The 18,861-nt window shown below is 67.3% G+C and carries 12 protein-coding genes and 1 pseudogene; 10 read left to right on the top strand and 3 right to left on the bottom strand.

Features of this window, described 5'->3' with window-relative positions; genetic code table 11:
* Window positions 1-56: 56 nt before the first annotated feature.
* The 3 genes from IE312_RS10030 to IE312_RS10040 are packed head-to-tail and all read left to right on the top strand — an operon-like array spanning window position 57 to window position 6,513.
* Entirely contained in the window at window positions 57-2,048 is a 1,992-nt protein-coding gene (locus IE312_RS10030; protein WP_189980424.1) for a type I restriction-modification system subunit M, read from the top strand.
* Window positions 2,045-3,334, top strand: a complete 1,290-nt coding sequence (locus IE312_RS10035) for a restriction endonuclease subunit S (RefSeq protein WP_189980426.1) — start codon at window positions 2,045-2,047, stop codon at window positions 3,332-3,334. Before IE312_RS10030 ends, IE312_RS10035 begins: the two co-directional genes overlap by 4 nt.
* Complete coding sequence (locus tag IE312_RS10040) at window positions 3,331-6,513, top strand: type I restriction endonuclease subunit R (RefSeq protein WP_189980428.1); 3,183 nt, start codon at window positions 3,331-3,333, stop codon at window positions 6,511-6,513. The genes IE312_RS10035 and IE312_RS10040 overlap by 4 nt, the downstream gene beginning before the upstream one ends.
* Before the next feature lie 54 nt (window positions 6,514-6,567).
* Here the strand turns inward: IE312_RS10040 and IE312_RS10045 are convergent, their stop codons facing one another.
* Window positions 6,568-6,765 carry a DUF397 domain-containing protein gene (locus IE312_RS10045; RefSeq protein WP_189980430.1) on the bottom strand — a complete coding sequence of 66 codons (198 nt, stop codon included), beginning with the start codon at window positions 6,763-6,765 and terminating at the stop codon, window positions 6,568-6,570.
* Complete coding sequence (locus IE312_RS10050; protein WP_370467543.1) at window positions 6,762-7,619, bottom strand: helix-turn-helix domain-containing protein; 858 nt, start codon at window positions 7,617-7,619, stop codon at window positions 6,762-6,764. Before IE312_RS10050 ends, IE312_RS10045 begins: the two co-directional genes overlap by 4 nt.
* A gap of 129 nt (window positions 7,620-7,748) precedes the next feature.
* Between IE312_RS10050 and IE312_RS10055 the strand changes: the two genes are divergently transcribed.
* On the top strand, window positions 7,749-8,297 hold the full coding sequence (locus tag IE312_RS10055) for an ATP-binding protein (RefSeq protein WP_189980432.1): 549 nt from the start codon (window positions 7,749-7,751) through the stop codon (window positions 8,295-8,297).
* 51 nt (window positions 8,298-8,348) lie between these two features.
* Here the strand turns inward: IE312_RS10055 and IE312_RS10060 are convergent, their stop codons facing one another.
* On the bottom strand, window positions 8,349-9,830 hold the full coding sequence (locus IE312_RS10060) for a hypothetical protein (RefSeq protein WP_189980434.1): 1,482 nt from the start codon (window positions 9,828-9,830) through the stop codon (window positions 8,349-8,351).
* 349 nt (window positions 9,831-10,179) lie between these two features.
* On the opposite strand from IE312_RS10060, the gene IE312_RS10065 reads away from it, so the two are divergent.
* The 6 genes and pseudogenes from IE312_RS10065 to IE312_RS44000 form a co-directional block, all read left to right on the top strand.
* Window positions 10,180-11,772 (top strand): serine/threonine-protein kinase, encoded by a 1,593-nt coding sequence (locus tag IE312_RS10065; protein WP_189980436.1) that lies wholly within the window; start codon window positions 10,180-10,182, stop codon window positions 11,770-11,772.
* Between the two features lie 89 nt (window positions 11,773-11,861).
* Window positions 11,862-14,003: a UvrD-helicase domain-containing protein gene (locus IE312_RS10070; RefSeq protein ID WP_189980438.1), complete on the top strand. Its 2,142-nt coding sequence runs from the start codon at window positions 11,862-11,864 to the stop codon at window positions 14,001-14,003.
* 246 nt (window positions 14,004-14,249) lie between these two features.
* Window positions 14,250-14,981: an EcsC family protein gene (locus IE312_RS10075; protein ID WP_189980440.1), complete on the top strand. Its 732-nt coding sequence runs from the start codon at window positions 14,250-14,252 to the stop codon at window positions 14,979-14,981.
* Window positions 14,982-15,669: 688 nt separating this feature from the next.
* On the top strand, window positions 15,670-16,044 hold the full coding sequence (locus IE312_RS10080; RefSeq protein WP_189980442.1) for a hypothetical protein: 375 nt from the start codon (window positions 15,670-15,672) through the stop codon (window positions 16,042-16,044).
* A 100-nt stretch (window positions 16,045-16,144) separates the two neighbouring features.
* Complete coding sequence (locus IE312_RS10085) at window positions 16,145-18,094, top strand: GmrSD restriction endonuclease domain-containing protein (protein ID WP_189980443.1); 1,950 nt, start codon at window positions 16,145-16,147, stop codon at window positions 18,092-18,094.
* Between the two features lie 220 nt (window positions 18,095-18,314).
* Window positions 18,315-18,428, top strand: a pseudogene (locus IE312_RS44000) (IS21-like element helper ATPase IstB); the annotation flags it as partial.
* Window positions 18,429-18,861 lie beyond the last annotated feature (433 nt).

An 18,861-nucleotide genomic window follows, 5' to 3' on the forward strand; every position in this document is an offset into this window, starting at 1 on the left:
GTCCCGCCGCACTCACAGTCATCCGTATCAGCCCCGGAAGGGAAGCGGAAGAAGTCTTGAACAGCAGCAAGCACACGGAGTTGGCGAACCACGCGTGGTCCGTCGCCGACCTCCTGCGGGGGGACTACAAGCAGTCCGACTACGGCAAGGTCATCCTGCCGTTCACGGTGCTGCGGCGACTGGAGTGCGTGCTGGAGCCGACCCGCGAGAAGGTCGCCGACATCGCGGAGCAGTACAAGGACAGCGACATCGACCCGGACCGCTTCCTGCGCCGGGCCTCGGGACACTCCTTCTACAACCGGTCGAGCCTGACCCTGAAGAAGATCGCGGCGGACCCGCAGAACGCGGCGAAGAACCTCGCGGTGTACGTGGGCGCGTTCTCCGACAACGCCCGCGGCGTGCTGGACCGCTTCGAGTTCGCCCAGCAGATCAAGCGGCTGGACAGCGCGGGGCTGCTCTACCAGGTCATCGGCAAGTTCACCGACCTGGACCTGCGTCCCGAGATCGTGCCCAACCACAACATGGGCTACATCTTCGAGGAGTTGATCCGCCGCTTCGCGGAGCAGTCCAACGAGACGGCCGGTGAGCACTTCACGCCGCGTGAGGTCATCCAGCTGATGGTGCGGCTGCTCGTCGCCCCCGACGGCGACGCGCTCCAGCTCCCGGGCGCGGTGCGCACGGTCCTCGACCCGGCCTGCGGCACCGGCGGCATGCTCTCCGCGATGGACGACTTGATCACGGAGCTGAACCCGGACGCCACGGTGGAGGTGTACGGGCAGGAACTCAACCCCGAGTCGTGGGCGATCTGCCGGTCCGACCTCATGATCAAGGGCCAGAACCCGGAGAACATCGCCTTCGGCAACTCCTTCTCCGACGACGGCCACGCGCGCAAGACCTTTGACTACATGCTGGCCAACCCGCCGTTCGGCGTGGAGTGGAAGAAGGTCAAGGACGAGGTCGAGGCCGAGCACAAGCAGCTCGGCGACGCCGGCCGCTTCGGCGCGGGCCTCCCCCGCATCAACGACGGCTCGCTGCTGTTCCTCCAGCACATGATCTCGAAGATGAAGCCGGTCGACGTGGACGGCGGGGGCGGCTCGCGCCTCGCGATCGTCTTCAACGGCTCGCCTCTCTTCACGGGCGCGGCCGGCTCGGGCGAGTCGGAGATCCGCCGCTGGATCCTGGAGAACGACTGGCTGGAGGGCATCGTCGCCCTGCCGGACCAGCTGTTCTACAACACCGGCATCTCGACGTACTTCTGGATCCTGACGAACCGAAAGAGTTCCGACCACAAGGGCAAGGTCGTGCTGCTGGACGCCCGCGACCAGTGGCAGAAGATGCGCAAGTCGCTGGGCGACAAGCGCAAGGAGCTGGGCAAGGACCACATCGCCACGGTGGTCAAGCTGTACGGCGAGGCCCTGGCGGTGGCGGGGGACGCAGAGCACCCGCTGCACGGCAAGGTGAAGGTCTCCTGGAACGAGGACTTCGGATATCAGCGGATCACGGTCGAGCGTCCGCTGAAGCTGCGGTTCGAGATCACGGAGGAGACGCTGGCGGCGCTGGAGGCGTCCAAGGTCATCCAGAAGCTGCCGCAGGCTCCACTCCTGGCGGAGGCCTTCAAGTCCCTGATGGGTGCCAAGTGGGGCACGAAGCAGGAGGCCTGGCTCGCGCTGAAGGACGCGGTGGTGCAGGCCGGCGGGACGTGGCCCACGGGGGCGCCGTTCAACAAGGCGCTGCGTGAGGTCGTCGGGGTACGGGACCCGGAGGGCGAGGTCCAGCTCGTCAAGGGTGAGCCGGAGCCGGACACGGAGCTGCGGGACTACGAGAACGTGCCGCTGGGCGAGGACGTCGAGGAGTACCTGGCGCGGGAGGTTCACCCGCATGTGCCGGATGCGTGGATCGACCACCTCAAGACGAAGATCGGGTACGAGATTCCGTTCACGCGGCATTTCTATGTGTATGAGCCGCCGCGGCCGTTGGCGGAGATCGACGCGGAGTTGAAGGCGCTGGAGGCGGAGATTCAAGGGCTGTTGGGGGAGGTCACCGAATGATCTCGTCTGAGCAGCGCCTAAAGTTCCTCTACCGAGTGATTGACAAGCGTGCCGGAGGCGACCAGCCTCCGCTGCTTGCCGTGTCTATCCATCATGGAGTCGTGCTTCGCGACACATTGACCGATGACCTGCCTCGCGCCGAGGACTTGAGCAACTATAAACTGTGCGAGGGTGGCGATATCGTCCTCAATCGAATGCGAGCGTTTCAAGGCGCCATCGGCATTAGTCCGACGCGTGGTCTCGTGAGTCCGGACTACATGGTCCTGCGACCGCACCCCACAATCGAGGCGCGGTACCTTCATCACCTTTTCCGGTCACACTGGTTCATTGGGGAGATGAGCGCGCGTCTACGCGGAATCGGCGGCACCGAGAACGGCGCAGTCCGCACACCAAGAATTAACTCTAACGACCTTGGTGACATTCGCGTACCTCTTCCTTCTCCTGAGGAGCAGCGTCGCATCGCCAACTTCCTCGACGCCGAAACCACACGCATCGACTACGTGGTAGCCACATTGCAGCGCGAGTTGAAGCTGCTGGCTGAGCGTCGCGCGGCAGGCGTACTCGCCGCCGTATCAGGCAGTACGCACAAGAACCAGAGGCGCTCGACATTGCCGTGGCTGGAGTCGCTACCCACAGTTTGGCAGGAGGTCCGCGTGGGGCTATTGGCCCAGATGGGCAGCGGTCACACCCCCAGCCGGGCCCATCCGGAGTGGTGGACAGACTGCTCTATCCCCTGGATCACGACGGGCGAAGTTAAGCAGGTACGCGACGACCGCCTCGAGGACCTCTACGAGACACGCGAAAAAATTAGCGAGTTGGGACTCGCCAACTCGGCAGCCGAATTGCATCCCAAAGGCACGGTCTTCCTGTGCCGCACCGCCTCTGCCGGCTACTCCGGTGTTATGGGCCTCGACATGGCAACGAGCCAAGACTTCGTCACATGGACCTGCGGGCCGCGCTTGTTCCCATACTTCCTTTTGTGGTGTCTGCGGGCTATGCGCCCCGACCTCCTGGGCCGTCTGGCAGTGGGCTCCACACACAAGACGATCTACGTGCCCGACCTTCAAATGCTGAGGATTCCTGTGCCACCCCTTGAGGAGCAGAAGCAAATCGTGCACAGTATCCGGCATCAAAATGCGAGTATTGACACGCTTACGGATAAGGTACGACGCCAGCAAGAGCTGCTGCGCGAACGCCGCCAAGCCCTAATCACCGCTGCCGTAACCGGCCAGTTCGACGTCTCCACCGCCAGCGGTCGCAACGTAACCGAAGGAGTCTCCGCATGAGCCCCGTGCACGACGAGTCCGCCTTCGGTTCCGCCATCGTCGCCGCCCTCCGCGAGCGAGGCTGGCGGGAAGCGAACCCCGAGGACTACCAAGCCGACCTTGGCCTCGACACCAACGAACTGTTCACCTTCATCGGCGCCACCCAGCCCGACGAGTGGGACGAGCTGCTCACCGTCTACGGCGGCAACTCCAACGAGGCGCAGCGCGGCTTCGCGCAGCGGCTCGACCGGGCCATCGCCGATGACGGGCTGCTCCACGTCCTCCGCAACGGCGTCAAGGACCGTGGAGTTCGCCTTCGCGTCGCCTACTTCAAGCCCAACCTCATCTCCGCGGACTCGGTCCTCGACGGCTACCGGGCCAACCGCCTCACCGTCGTCCGCGAGCTCCCCTACGCCACCAAGCAGGCCGACTGGGGCCACCGTCTCGACCTGACCCTGTTCCTCAACGGCATCCCCGTCGCCACCGCCGAGCTGAAGAACCCGCTCACCGGTCAGGGCGTCGAGCAGGCCAAGGAGCAGTACCGGACCGACCGCGACCCGACCGAGCTGATCTTCACGCGCCGCGTCATCGCGAACTTCGCGGTCGACCCGGACCTGGTCTTCGTCACCACCCAGCTCCGCGGCAAGAGCACCCGCTTCCTGCCGTTCAACACCGGCTCGAACGGCCCCGGCCAGCCCGGCGGCGCCGGCAACCCGGCCCCGAACGCCCATGGCAAGTACGCCACGTCGTACCTCTGGGAAGAGGTCTGGCAGCGGGACAACTGGCTCGACCTCCTCCAGCGGTTCGTACACCAGCAGAAGGAGAAGACGCCCGGCGGCGGCACCACCAAGACGACGATCTTCCCCCGCTTCCACCAGTGGGACGTGGTCCGCAAGCTCACCGCACACGCGTCCGTCCACGGTGCCGGCCAGAACTACCTGATCATGGCCTCCGCCGGGTCCGGCAAGTCGAACACCATCGGCTGGCTAGCCCACCGCCTCAGCGACCTGCACGCCCGCCAGGATCCCGCCGTCCTGCGGCCCGACGCCCTCGCCGACGGCCGTATCAAGCCCGGCGAGCCCGTCTTCGACAAGGTCATCGTCATCACCGACCGCCGCGCACTGGACGCCCAGCTCTCGGCAACCGTCGGCAGCTTCTCGCAGACCGACGGTCTGGTCGTGAAGATCGACGAGAAGCACGGAGCGAAGAGCGAGCAGCTCGCCCGTGCCCTCTCCCGGGACACCGGCAAGATCGTCACCGTCACCCTGCACTCGTTCCCCGCGCTGCTGGACTACATCAAGCGCAACCCCACCGAGATCAAGGGGACTCGTTTCGCGATCATCGTCGACGAGGCGCACTCCTCCCAGTCCGGCGACGCGGCCACCGCCGTGAAGTCGGCCCTGCGCGACCTCGGCCTGGACGCCGACTCGGACGACGAGGGCGCGACCAAGGTCACCGTGGAGGACAAGCTGAAGGCGAAGGCGGTCGAGCGCTCGCACGCCTCCAACCTCTCCTACTTCGCTTTCACCGCCACCCCCAAGGCCAAGACGCTCGAACTCTTCGGCACGGAAACGGTGGAGAACGGCAAGACCGTCTACCGCCCGTTCCACACGTACTCCATGCGCCAGGCCATCGAGGAGGGCTTCATCCTCGACCCCCTGCGCAACTACGTCACCTACAACACCTACTGGAAGCTCGCGAACCTCAACCGCGACGAGAAGGAGGTCGACCCCTCCAAGGCGAACAGCCTGCTCGCCCGGTTCGCGCTCATGCACGAGCACACGGTGTCCCAGCACGCCCAGGTGATCGTGGAACACTTCGTCGCCCACACCCGCGGCCGACTCGGCGGCCGGGCCAAGGCCATGGTGGTCACGGCCTCCCGCCAGTCCGCGGTGCAGATGGCCCGCGCCATCAAGAGCTACATCGCCGACCGCGAGTACGACACGAAGTACCCGGACCTGGGCGTCCTGGTCGCCTTCTCCGGCTCCCTCACCATCGACGGCGAGGAAACCACCGAGAGCAAGGAGAACGGCGGTCTGCCGGAGAGCACACTGCCGAAGGCGTTCGCCTACACCCGCGCCGACGACAAGGCCGCGAAGGCCGGCGGGAAGGGGCAGCAGGAGTACCGGATCCTCGTCGTCGCCGAGAAGTACCAGACCGGCTTCGACCAGCCGCTCCTCACGACGATGTACGTCAACAAGACACTCACCGGCATCGCCGCCGTGCAGACGCTCTCACGCCTCAACCGCACCGCCGACCGCAAGTCCCAGGCCGACCTGGCCGTCCTGGACTTCGTCAACGAGGCCGAGGACATCCAGGACGCGTTCCGCCCGTACTTCGAGGAGGCGCACACCCTGCCCTCCGACCCGAACCTGCTCTACACGGCCCAGAGCCGCGTCATGTCCGCGCCGATCATCTCGGAGCAGGACATGGACGAGTTCGTCGCCGCGTACTTCGAGGCGCAGGAGAAGGCCGGCGGTTCCCAGGCCAAGTGGGAGAAGCTGCACGCCGAGCTGTACCGGCTCCTCTCCCCCGCCGTCACCCGCTTCAGCGCCCTCCTGGAAAGCGAGGAGGAGGACGACGTCGAGACGGCCGAGGAGTTCCGGGCTCACCTCAACGACTACGTCCGCAAGTACGGCTTCCTCGCGCAGATCGTCCCCTACCAGGACGCCGACCTGGAGCGGCTGTACCTGTACGGGCGTTACCTGCTCAACCGGCTGCCGCGCCTTGCGGACGGCGGCGTCGACATAGGCGAGGTCGACCTCAGCCATCTGCGCGTCGAGAAGACCGGCGAGTACGACAAGTCCCTCGTGTCCGAGGGTCCAGCTGAACTCAGGGGGTTCGGTGACGGGATCGGCGGTGGCAAGGACGCCGAGAAGTCGCTGCTGTCGGAGCTGATCGAGAGGTTCAACGCCAAGTTCGGCACGGAGTTCACAGAGGAGGACGTCCTCCCGGCCTTCAACGCCACGAAGAAGGACCCGAAGGTCCGGGCCGCCGCCCTCGTCAACGACGAGGAGAACTTCGGCGTCGTCTTCGACAAGAAGTTCGAGGAGAACATGATGGACCACGTCTCCACGATCGACACGCTCGGCAAGCGGTACTTCGGAACGGACCGGGACTTCAAGTCCAACCTCGACCGCAGCGCCCGCCGCGCGGCCTGGCGGATGATCCGCCGGGAGGAAGGGCTGGACGACTTCTGACGGCGCCTGGGGCACTGGCACTGCGTGGGTGCCGGTGCCCCGGGACGCGTCTGCCTACCTTGGCCGTGCGCGGCCCTGCTCGACGAAGGCGGACCAGGCATTGGCGTCAACACTGAGCACTGGGCCCGTTGCCCGCTTCGAGTCCCTCACCAGAACAGCGTCCTGCGTAAGGCAAACCTCGACGCACTCGCCTCCCTCCCCGCTGCTGTAACTGCTCTTGAACCAGTGGGGCTCCCTTGCCTGGCCGTTCATCTCTCTCCCAGAAGTCCCTCGACGAAAGCCATCGACTCACGCGGAGTCAGGGCTTGCGCCCTGAGGATGCCGTACTGCTCCTCGACATCCCGCACCTCATCCCGCTCGTTGTAGAGGCGGCTGTTCCGCTGGACTTCAACGTAAGCCATTCGCTGTCCGTCTCTGGTCTCGATCAGGGTGAACGGGCCGCCGAGGCCGCAATGTTCGATGCCGGCCGTTGGCATGATCTGGATCTCCACGTTCCGTCGTTGGCCGCAGAGAAGGATCTGTTCGAGTTGTCCTCGGTGTGTAGACACACCGCCGAGCGGACGACACAGAACCGCCTCTTCGATCACAAAGCTGAGTGTCGGGAGTGGACTCCGGGCGAAGATCTCCTGGCGGGCCAGGCGAGCGGATACCCGCTGCTCGACGGTCGCCTCGTCGAGCAGGGGCCTGCGCATGGCGAAGACTGCACGTGCGTAGTCCTCGGTCTGTAACAGGCCCGGCACGGCGAGGGCTGCGTACACATGGAGTGAGACGGCATCCTCCTCCAACCGTGCCATGTCCCGAAAGAAGGCCGGGTACCGCGCCCGACCGATCTCGCCCTTCATGGCCACCAACAGTCCGCCTGCGCCCAGCACCTCGTCAGCCTGCTCGATGAACCGCGGCTGCGGAACCCGCCGTCCTTGCTCGTACGAGGCGATGGTGTCCGCCGAGTATCCGACCCTCCTGCCGAGCTCGGCCCGTTCCATGCCCGCCCGGATCCGCAGCAATTTCAACTGCCGTCCGAACGCGCCGATCAGCCCCTGCGCGGGTTCCTCCTCGGTGTGCCGCTGCCTCGGCACCTCGGCGTCGACACCACTGCCATCGTCCAACACCGCACACCCCACTTCCCGCTCACACGGCCGTACCACCCCGTACACGATGTGCGCCCGCGGGTACTCCCCACCGCGTCGGCGCGTCAACCCTGGTCACCGTATGCCACGGCCAGCGACGCTGCGTGCATGAACCGAACGGAACAACCCGCACCGGCGACCCCCGTCCACTCCTGCTTCACCCTCCGCTTCAGCTCCACGCCCCGAGGCGCGCGCCTGGCCCGTCGGCTCTGCGGGGAACGGCTCGACTCCTGGGGCGTGCCGTACGGCAGCGAGGGACACGACGTGCTGAGCCTGCTCGTCTCCGAACTCGCCACCAACGCCGTCACCCACGGCCATGTGACCGGCCGCGACTTCCGCGTCCGCCTCCGCGCCCACTCCGCCCCTGCCGCCACCTCCCTCACCGTCCGCGTCGAGGTCACCGACACGCGGGGTGACAGGCTCCCCGAGCCTGCCCCCGCCCCTGCCACCGATCCCGCCGCCGACTCCGCGCTTACCAGCGGGCGCGGCTTGCTCGTCGTCGAGGCGCTCGCCGACCGTTGGGGCTGCGCCCCGCGCCCGGACGGGCCCGGCAAGACGGTCTGGGCCGAGTACAGCGTGGCCACGGTGGCCCGGAACAGGGCCGCCGTCCCGCGGCCGACCACCGCCGGGCGGTCGGTCAGAGGGTTGCGGCGTTGACCGCCGGACGGCCCGTGCCTGATCAGTAGTTGCGGAACACCACCGGGCGGTCTAATAGAAGCCGTACCGTCGGTCCTCGTGCTCCGAGAGGATGTCACTCCCCCCGGCCCATCTCACCCCGCACACATGACACTGGACATGCCATTCATCACTTGGCTCCAGGAAGATCATCCTTCCCCGCTGCCCCACGCCCGGGCACTGCCTCCCCACCTCCCAGTCAAGGTTCAGCCCCAAGGATGAGAACCCGTAAAGCGCCTGCTGGGCCAGCTCCTCATCAGCCAGCAGCTCCCGTTCGGCGTCCATGCGGTACCGATCGCTCTCGGTACCGTCGCGCCTCTGATGGAGAGTGACTCCGTAGCGTGTTGCTCGACTATCCGAATCGAATGGGCGCGAAAGGACGGTGAAAACCCATCGTTGCGGCGGCGAAGAGCGGTCATCGCCGTCCGGGGCCAGTACGAGCGCCACACAATGCCGAAGACGCCTACGGATGCGAACGGCGACGTCTCCGCCCCGGAGCGCGCGCCAAGGGGGCTCGTCATCGGTCTGCTCACTGTCCCGCAGCAGCGACTTCCGCAGTTCACCGTAGGCGACGCCGAGCCGAGCCGTCACCAGGGCGCTGTCCGCGATCTGGCTGTCCGTCTCCTCAAAAGCGCTCGGTCCGCGGGACTCGGTCAACTGCCGGCGGACGGCGGCCATCAGGTACGGATCCACAGCGCCCACCCCCCATGCCTTCTCCGCCGCTTCCACCGTGAACAGCGCGCCGCGACACCCATCAGAACAAGAGGGAGGCTGCGTTTCCATTTCGCCGTACTCGCTCTCGTCTGCTTGGAGGAGTTCGAGGAGCATCCGTCGTTCTTCACTGCCCTGCTCCGTCTGTGCCAGGAGTTCCGCCGGAAGGTCGTCAGCCGTCCCGTCGTTCCAGAGGTGAACGACAGCTTCCACTCTCTCTTTCAGCGGCCATCCAGGCGTTGCAGCAATTACTCTCACGAGAGTCGACACATCATCAGCAAACGACTCAAGGTGGTCAGCGTCGGCGTTTCCCGTCCATAGATGGCTCACCTCGAAGTAGCCCATGTACGACCTGACCAGGTCGGCTGCATCATCCCCACCTTGCGTCAGCACCTGGAGTGCCGCTCTCAGACGGATCTGCATCGGCATTCCGGTACACCCGACGAGCACCTCTGCCAGCTGGTCGATGTCGTCCGGCACGCGGGCCAGGCCGGGCGGCCGCAGAGGGACACCTGCACGGGAGAGCGCACCCCACAACTGGTGACCGCCATGGTCGTGTTCCACATGCTCCGCAAGCCAGGTGGCCAGGCTCAGCAGGCGTCCTCCGCGAGGAAGGACGATCTCGTTCAGCAGATCGTCGATGTCCGGCTCGTAGGCCTCTCGGCCCAGGAGACAGTTCCAGGCGAGTGCCTTCGCCACCTCGGCCGCACCGGAAATGGGGTCTGTCCGCACGACCTCCTTGAGGTGCGCCAGGCGTGCCGCGTCGTCTGCGCACTGTTCCTCAAAGGAGCGAAAGTCAATCATCACCCTTCCCTTCCTCCTCAACCCTCAGGCACAGCTCCGGCCATCCTCCAGCGCCGGTCACCCGCACAGGTTCTGAGCCGGACCGTCCTCCGCGAATGATCAACGTGGGGACGCCTGCCAAGGTGCCCGGACGGGACGGTCGAGAAGTCACCTCGCCGATCCCCCCGCACCGGCGCATGCGGCCTGCCCCCGGTCGTACACGGTGGGCATGATGGCGGCATACGGCCCGTCCCGCCACGCCCTCGTAGAACGCGGCTGGACGCACAGATCGTTTTCCGGGGAAACTGACCGCGAACCGATGGGCTCGGGGAACGAACGAGCGCGAGTGCAGGACGCGGGGCGGGGACAGGTGCCGGACAGACCGATCGCGGGCCGCTACGAGCTGCTGGAGCGGCTAGGCAACGGCGGTATGGGCGACGTGTGGCGGGGCTACGACGCGGTGCTCGACCGGCCCGTCGCCGTGAAGCGGATCCGGCCGCAGGCCGTCGCCGCCACGCCGCAGATGGCCGAGGAGTTCGAGCGGCGCTTCCGCCGCGAGGCGCGGATCACCGCGCGCATCCAGCACCCGGGCGTGCCGCAGGTGTACGACGCCGTCCTCGACAGCACTCACGAGCACCTGTTCCTCGTCATGGAGTTGGTGGAGGGCGTCCCCCTCACCCGGTACGTGCACGAGGAGCGGCCCCTTCCGGTCAGCTGGGCGGTGGCGGTGGCCGCGCAGGTCGCCACGGTGCTGTCGTACGCACACGACGTGCCCGTGGTGCACCGCGACCTCAAGCCGTCCAACATCCTGGTCGCGCGGGACGGCACGGTGAAGGTCCTCGACTTCGGTGTCGCGGCGATCCTGCAGACCGACGTCACCCGGCTGACGGCTTCCGGCCGGCCCATCGGCACGCACCAGTACATGTCGCCCGAGCAGGTGCGCGGCACCCGGGTCACCCCGCGCACCGACCTCTACGCCCTCGGCTGCGTGCTCCACGAACTCCTCTGTGGCAGACCGCTGTTCCGTGCGCAGAGCGACTTCGAGCTGATGGACCAGCACGTCCGGGCCGCGCCCACCCCCCTGCGACGGCTGCGCGCCGACGTTCCGGAGGAGCTGGAAGCGCTGGTCCTGCACCTGCTCCGCAAGACGCCGGAGAGCCGGCCGGTGGACGTGCAGGAGGTGTACGAGCGACTGATGCCCTTCTTGCCGGCGCCCGGGGAGTCCTCCGCGCTCGGGGAGGCCGGACCGCCCGGCGCGCCCGATCCGACCGGACTCTTCCGCCGTCCCTACGCGCCTCGCGCCCGAGCCGAGAGCCGTCCCCGGGTCGCCCCGGATGCGGCGGCACCTGGCCAGGTCGCCGAGCATGTCGTCTCGCCGCCCGAACGGGATTTGCTTCGAGCGCAGTTGCGGGAGGTCGACGAGCACTACATCGCCCTCATGGAGGAGGAGCGCTACACGCAGGCCGCCGAGGTGGCGGGCGAGATGATCGAGCCGCTGGCGCGGGCCCTGGGCGCCGAGAACAAGGCCGTCCTGCGGCTGCGGCGGCGCCGTGCATACAGCCGGCAGCTGGCAGGCGACCACCGGGCGGCCCTGCCCGAGTTCGAGGCACTGGCCGAGGCGTACGGCCGCATCAACGGGCCGACCGACGAGGCCGCCCGCGACTGCCGCGCCCAGGCCGCCCGCTGCCGCGGGGAACTCGGCCAGGTGACCGAGGCGCTGGCGGAGCTGCAGGCGGTCCTGGAGGTGGAACGGGCCGTGGAGAGCGACGTCAGCGACGCGGCCGTGGAGCTGCGCCGTGACATCGGCATGCTGCTGCTCAGCCAAGGCAACCCGCACGAGGCCCGGGCCATTCTGGAGGCGCTGTACGAGGACGTCGTGCTCGTACACGGCCCGCGCCACGACGTGGCCGTCGAGGCCGCGGAGGTCCTGGCCATGCTCCGCCGGGAACTCGGCGGCGGGTGACCGACGCGGTCCGCCGGTCCCCCGCCGCTTCGCCGGTGGACTGACAACCGAACGGCCCGTGGCACGCCATGTAAGCCTAAAATCCCAACATGCCGCACCTCGCCCTCGACAAGGCCTTTTGCCAGCAGCTGGAGAAGCTCGAGAAGCACGTCAGGAACGGCGTGTTCGACGCCTGGGAGAAATTCGAGCGGCTCACCCTCGACCAGCTTTTCAAGGACCCGGGCCTGAAGCTGGAATCGCTCAAGGGCGCCAGGGACCGGCAGATCCGGACCATCCGGATCACCCAGGGGTATCGGGGCGTGGTCCTGGCACCCGAGACGGGCGACACCTTCGTGCTGCTGCGGGTCGGCCCGCACGACGAGGCCACCGAGTGGGCCGTGCGGCAGAAGGCGACCATCAACGCCGTCACCGGCGCCGTGGAGCTCCGTGAGATTGCGACGCTGGAGGAACTGGCCCCCGCCTACGAGCGCATCGCGCCCGCCGAGGAGCAGCGGCTCTTCGCGAAGGTCTCCGACGGGGAGATGGCCGCGCTCGGCATCGACGCGACCACCCTCGCACAGGCGCGTGCACTGACCAGCCTTGAACAGCTCGATGTCTTCGGGCGCTTCTTCCCACCGGACCAGTACAAGGTGCTGGAACACCTGGCCCTCGGCGCGAGTGTCGAGCAGACGTGGCAGGAGGTGGTCGTGCCGGCGCTGGCCGACGCGGCTTCGCAGGAGCCCGTCGACACCACCGACTACGCGACCGCGATCGCACACACCCGCACCCGGATCGCCGTCGTCACGGACGCCGACGAACTGCGCGACATCCTCGACAAGCCGTTCGCCGCCTGGCGGATCTTCCTCCACCCGGCCCAGCACAAGGTCGCCTACCGTCCGTCGTACTCCGGCCCGGCGCAGGTCACCGGCGGGCCCGGCACCGGAAAGTCCGTCGTCGCCCTCCACCGGGTGCGGCATCTGCTGCGGCACCTGCGCGACGGCGACCGTATTCTCCTCACCACGTTCACCAACGCCCTCGTGGACTCCCTCGCCGAAGGGCTCTCGCTGCTCGTCGACGATCCCGACCTGCGCGACCGGGTCGACGTCATGACCGTCGACGCCTTCGCCGGGCGCGTGGTCAACACCTCGCGCCGACCGATCGCCGGGTACGAGGAGACCGTCCGGTGGGAGCAGGCCGCGGAAGCCACCGACTTCAGGGGCACCCCGCAGTTCCTCGCCCAGGAGTACAAGCACGTCGTCCTCGCCCAGGACATCCGCAGCCGGGAGGAGTACGAGGTCTGCGAGCGCCGGGGACGCGGCAGCGCGCTGTCGGCCTCCGCCCGACCCCTGGTGTGGCGGACGATGGAGGAGTTCACCCGGCAGCTGGCCGAGGACGGGCTGCGCACTTATCTCGGCACCTGTGTGGAGGCCACCGACCTACTGACCGAGCAGGGGCCCGCATACAGACACGTCGTCGTCGACGAGGCCCAGGACCTCCACCCGGCCCAGTGGCGGATGCTGCGGGCGGCCGCGCCGCGGCGTCCCGACGACCTGTTCATCGCGGGCGATCCGCACCAGCGGATCTACGACAACCGTGTGTCGCTGAAGTCTCTCGGTATCAATGTCGCCGGCCGTTCCACCAAACTGCGCAAGAACTACCGCTCCACCCAGGAGATCCTCAGCTGGGCGACGGGGCTCCTGCTCGGCCGCCCCTACGCCGAACTGGCCGACAGCGGACGGCATGACACCCTCATCGGCTACAGCTCCGCCCTGCACGGCTCCGGGCCGCGCGTCCACGCCTCGGAGACGGAGGAGGCCGAACTCGACGCCCTGGTCGAGCAGGTGGGTGAGTGGGTGAACGGCGGCGCCGCGTACGGAGAGATCGGGGTCTGCGCACGGTTCAACAAGACCTGCGAAAAGGTCAAGCACCGCCTGAACAAGGCCGGGATGCCGGCCAGCCGGGTCCGCGCGGGAGCCGCCCGCACCGACGACGCGGTGAACGTCGGCACCATGCACGCTTTCAAGGGCCTCGAGTACCGCTTTACCGCAGTCGTCGGCGTCAACGACCGTGCCCTGCCGAATCCCTCGGCCGTCACGCCGGAGGAGATCGACCGGCTCCAGCACGAGGCCGACCTCGCGGCCGAACGCTGCCTGTTGTTCGTCGCCTGCACGCGGGCGAGGGACGGGCTGTACGTCTCGTGGGCCGGACAGCCCAGCCGCTTCCTGATCGAGGCCGGATGCGGGGCAGGGTAGCGGCTGCCGGTCACCACCAGATGGTTTGACAACGCTTTCACTCACGTGGAACGCTACACCCGCGTGAAATCGTGAAAGGCAGCGCGGCGAGGGGAGCCGCGCGGTGCAGGGGTGGAGGGGTGGTGTCTGGGGGGACGCGGTTTCGACCGCCTGCACTCACGCCGGCGATGCCCGAGACCCGAACCTCTGCTGCCGCCGACAGCAGGCGAGAGACCCCGGGTGGGGCGCTCGCGGGAGGGGTATGCGATGGCCGACGAGAAGACACCTGATGAGGGAGCGGTCGAGAAGGCCGGGCGGTGGGTCGCCGAGCTCGCGGAGAAGGTCATGGTGCACGGGGTGGGGCCGGTCACGGGGTCGGCGGCCTGGGCCGAGGACCGTCTTTCGCGTCGACAGAGTGCCGACTACAGGGCACCCGATGACAATGAGCGTCGTCCTCCTGAGGACATGACGGACGACGTCGACGCTGTCATCGCCCGCCTCATCAAGGAGTCCGTGGCCGCGGCCGGGACCCAGGGGTTCGTCACCGGACTCGGAGGTCTGATCACTGCAGGCGTGACGATCCCTGCGAACGTGGCCGCGTCCCTCGCCATCAACTTGCGGATGGCCGGCGCCATAGCGCACCTGCGGGGCTGGGACATCCGTGACCCCCAGGTGCGGACCGTGGTGATGATGCTCGCGATCGGGATGAGCGCGCAGAACGTCCTGGCGGCTTTCGGCGTGAAGGTCGGCCAGAAGCTCGGCGAGCAGATGATCAGGAAGATCCCGATGGCGGTGCTCCACGCGATCAACAAGAAGGCCGGGTTCCACCTCGTCGCGAAGTACGGAACCAAGCGCGCGGCGATCACACTCGCCAAGGGGGTCCCGATCCTGGGAGGCATTGTCGGAGGCGCTGTGGACGCAGGAGCAACTGCTGTCATCGGACGCGCCACGGACAAGGCCTTGCGCGGCGACACCCTGCGGGCCGAGGAACGGAAGTAACGAGGAAGCGGACCAGGTGGACGAGCGCACGCCCGTTCCTCGCTGCGCGTGGAAGAGTAGCGGGAGGACTTCCGGCACTTCCTGCACTCGCCGCCGCCTGACCTTGGCAGACCTCCCCGCCGCCGTAACCACGCGTCGCCGCGCCGACGACCGCGTTCGCCTTCACCGACTGGGTCCGCTTCGTCGTCGCTTCCGGCATTACCGTGGCGGAAGTTGCCCGCGGGCTTCCTGCACCGGAACCGGGTCTCCAAACCCTTCAGCCGCGGCGCCAGTTTCAGGTTGTGTCCTTGAACAACCGCCGCATCAACTCCGAGTACCGTAACCCGCCTCGGCCGAAAGTGCCCTCAAAGCTTCGGGCGGCCCCGATGTGAACGAAACCGAAGCGCAGGTCTCACACCGCGGCGGCCACGCCCAGACCGAGGACGACCTATGCGCTGCAGGGCTCGCCGTCACTCCCGGCGACTTACGACCCCCGCTCATCTTGAGTTCCAGCAAGCAGAGGTCCCTTCTCCTCGCGCACTGACAGCCCCCTCAGCCCCGGACAACCTCGGGGCGGGCGAGCCTCTTTGCGAGCTGAGGGGGTCAGCGGGCTGATGCCTTGTCAGCGAGGCCGATCTGATAGATGTTTCCATTGCGTACGGGTGTTTCGCCCGTAGCGGTGTGGGGAGCACCGCGGGGAAGGACGCACATGTGCACCACCACGGATGAGGAAGTCATCGCTCTCGAGCAGAAGGCGGTGGGCCACGCGTACTACTGCTGCGAGGCGCGGTTGGTCGAGATGAGCGGGAACTCCGCCGCCACGGCCTCGGCGAGCGGCAAGGACAGCATCGCCGCCCTCAAGGCGGCGGAGGCGCGGGCCGAGGTGTACGGGGGACTCGGCAACGAGGCGCTGGTCTTCGCGCGTGTCGGGGCTCCGGAGGAGCCGGGCGGGAGCCCCGCCCCTGGTACATCGGCCGCCGCGGAGATCATGGAGTTCGTCGCCCCGCTCGCCCGCGCGATCGCCCCCGATCTCCCCTACCGCAGGCGGTGCGCGAGGCGGGCGAGGACGCGGTACGGACCGTGACGACCGAGCCGCCGGCACTAACCTCCGGGCGCTTCGGCGCCGTTACTCAGGAGACCCAAGCCCCGTACGGAGTACCGGCGGGCCGACCGAAGAGGCTGGCATGCAGATTTCGCAGATCCTGCACAAGATCGATTCCGGGGACATCGCCCTTCCAGAGTTCCAGCGCGGCTACGTCTGGACCCGTGATCAGGTTCGCGCGTTCTTCCAGTCGCTGTACCGCGGCTATCCGATCGGGGGGTTTCTCACTTGGAGCACCAAGGCCGACAGCGCGAACACCCGCGGGGGCGGCCCGGAGAAGGACGGCACCGTACAACTGCTGCTCGACGGTCAGCAGCGGGTGACCACCCTCTACGGCGTCACCCAGGGACGCTCACCTCGCTTCTTCGAGGGCAACCAGGCGGCACTGACCGGGCTGCACTTCCATCTGGAGACCGAGACGTTCGAGTTCTACGCCCCGGCCAAGATGAAGGACAACCCTCTGTGGGTCGACGTCACCGCCCTCTTCCAAGGCGGCCTTGGCACACTGCTGCCCTCCATCACCGCGCTGGCCGGAAGTGACGGGTCCCTGGTGGCGGCCTACATCGAGCGCCTGAACCGGATCACCCAGATCAAGGACCGCAACATCCACATCGAGGAGGTCACCGGTAAGGACATGACCATCGATGTCGTCGTGGAGATCTTCAACCGCGTCAACTCCGGCGGCACCAAGCTCTCCAAGGGCGATCTCGCGCTGGCAGCGATCTGCGCGTCCTGGCCCGACGCCCGCCCGACCATGAACACCGCTCTGAAGAACTGGTCGCACGCCGGTTTCACCTTCAAGCTGGACTGGCTGCTCCGCAACGTCAACGCCGTCCTGACCGGTGAGGCCCAGTTCTCCAAGCTGGGCGACGTCGAGGTGCCGGAGTTCCAAAGCGGACTGAAGCAGACCATCGAGTCCATCAGCTACCTGCTCAACGCCCTCGGCGGCCGCTTGGGCCTCGACCACGGGCGGGTACTGAACGGCCGGGCCGCCTTTCCCGTCATGAGCCGTCTGCTGCACCACCATTCCGGGAAGTTCCCCGACGCCATGACCCGCGACCGGCTCTTCTACTGGTTCATCCACAGTTTCCTCTGGGGCCGGCACACCGGCGCCACGGAGACCGCCCTCAACCAGGACCTCGAGGCGGTCGACGCCGGCGGGGTCAACCGGCTGATCGAGACTCTGCGACAGGCCCGCGGCGGTCGGCTGGAGGTCCGGCCCGACGACTTCCAGGGTTCCAGCATGGGATCCCGTTTCTACCCGCTGCTCTACATGCTGTCCCGGGTCCACGGGGCGCAGGACCTGGGCAGCGGGGTTCCGCTGAAGGATGGCATGCTCGGAAAACTCAGCTCCCTCCAGGTGCACCACATCTTCCCCAAGACCCTGCTCTACAAGTACGGCTACAGCAGGGCCGAAGTCAACGCGGTCGCCAACTTCTGCTTCCTCACCCAGGACACGAACCTGCAGATCAGCGCCAAACGGCCGGAGGACTACCTGCCGGAGATCGCCCAGAAGGTTCCGGGTGCCCTCGAATCGCAGTGGATCCCCACCGACCCGGAGCTGTGGCGCATCGACGCCTACCGCTCGTTCCTCGCCGCCCGACGCGAACTCCTCGCCGAGGCTTCGAACAGCTTCCTCACCAAACTGCTCGAGGGACCGTCTCCCGTCGGCCTGGCCGCACCCACCCACGCCACGGTCCTCAGGTCGGCCACCGCTCCGGTACCCGCCGCTGCCACGGACGAGGACATGCCCGGCCTTGCCCAACTGCTGAAGGACCTGCGTCGGCAGGGCTTCGCCGAGCCCGAACTGGACAGCGAGGTGACCAACCTGGTCCCCGGCAGCCCCGTCCTCGTGGCCACCGCGTTCTGGCCCCAGGGCCTGCAGGAGGAGGTGGGCGGCCCCGTGGTCCTCGTCCCGGAAACCACCCAGGACGAGCAGGCCGCTCTGGAGGCGAGTGACTACCGCGTTTTCCACAGCGTGGACGCCTTGGGGCGCTACGTCGACAACATGCACGCGGACCAGGCGGCGTGACAACGGCGGGGCTCACGGGTCAAGGCGTGGCCACGTGATCCGGGGCGGCCGCCGCACACCGGCCAACCGAACGCCCCTGCCGCCCTTCCCCTTCCATGGATGCGGCGACGGTAATGGCTGTTTGTCGCGGCTCGTACCTCGGCGAAGGTGGCATCGGTACAGCTCTTGCTCGCTCATTTCCTTCGCGCAGCCTCTGGGGGAGGTGCGCGCCGTCTGGGCGTGGAGCAAGACTTTTACCGATCCACGGCTCTGTGAGCCGGTCGTGGACCGGCTCACCTTCAACGCCACCCTCATCGGTACCGGAACCGAATCCTACCGCCTGGCTCGCACCAAAATGAACAAGTCACTGGTGGTCCCAGAACAGACCCGCCTGCCCGTCAACGGGCCGCTCTCATCGCCGGGACCGCCCCCTCCATCGTCACCCAGTGGATCAACGAAGCCCGAACGATGACAAAGCTCAAGGAAGCCGAGGCGCAGCCGAGCAGCGCGTCGAAGGGGGAGAAGCCGCTCGCCAAGGAGATCGTCGAGCTCGCAAAGAACCTCCACAGGTCGCACAGCGCCTCCAGAGCGCCGATCCGAGCACGAAGGCCTCACTCTACCTACGAAGCTCTCGGCATCACAGCGGCTACGAAAATGCCACGAGGACCGCGACCGTAAGGTCGAGGCCCTCGCTTCCGTATCGCTACAGGAGTGTCCGAGGGGGGACTTGAACCCCCACGCCCGATAAAGGGCACTAGCACCTCAAGCTAGCGCGTCTGCCATTCCGC

Source organism: Streptomyces capoamus (genome assembly GCF_014654935.1).
Classification (GTDB): Bacteria; Actinomycetota; Actinomycetes; order Streptomycetales; family Streptomycetaceae; genus Streptomyces; species Streptomyces capoamus.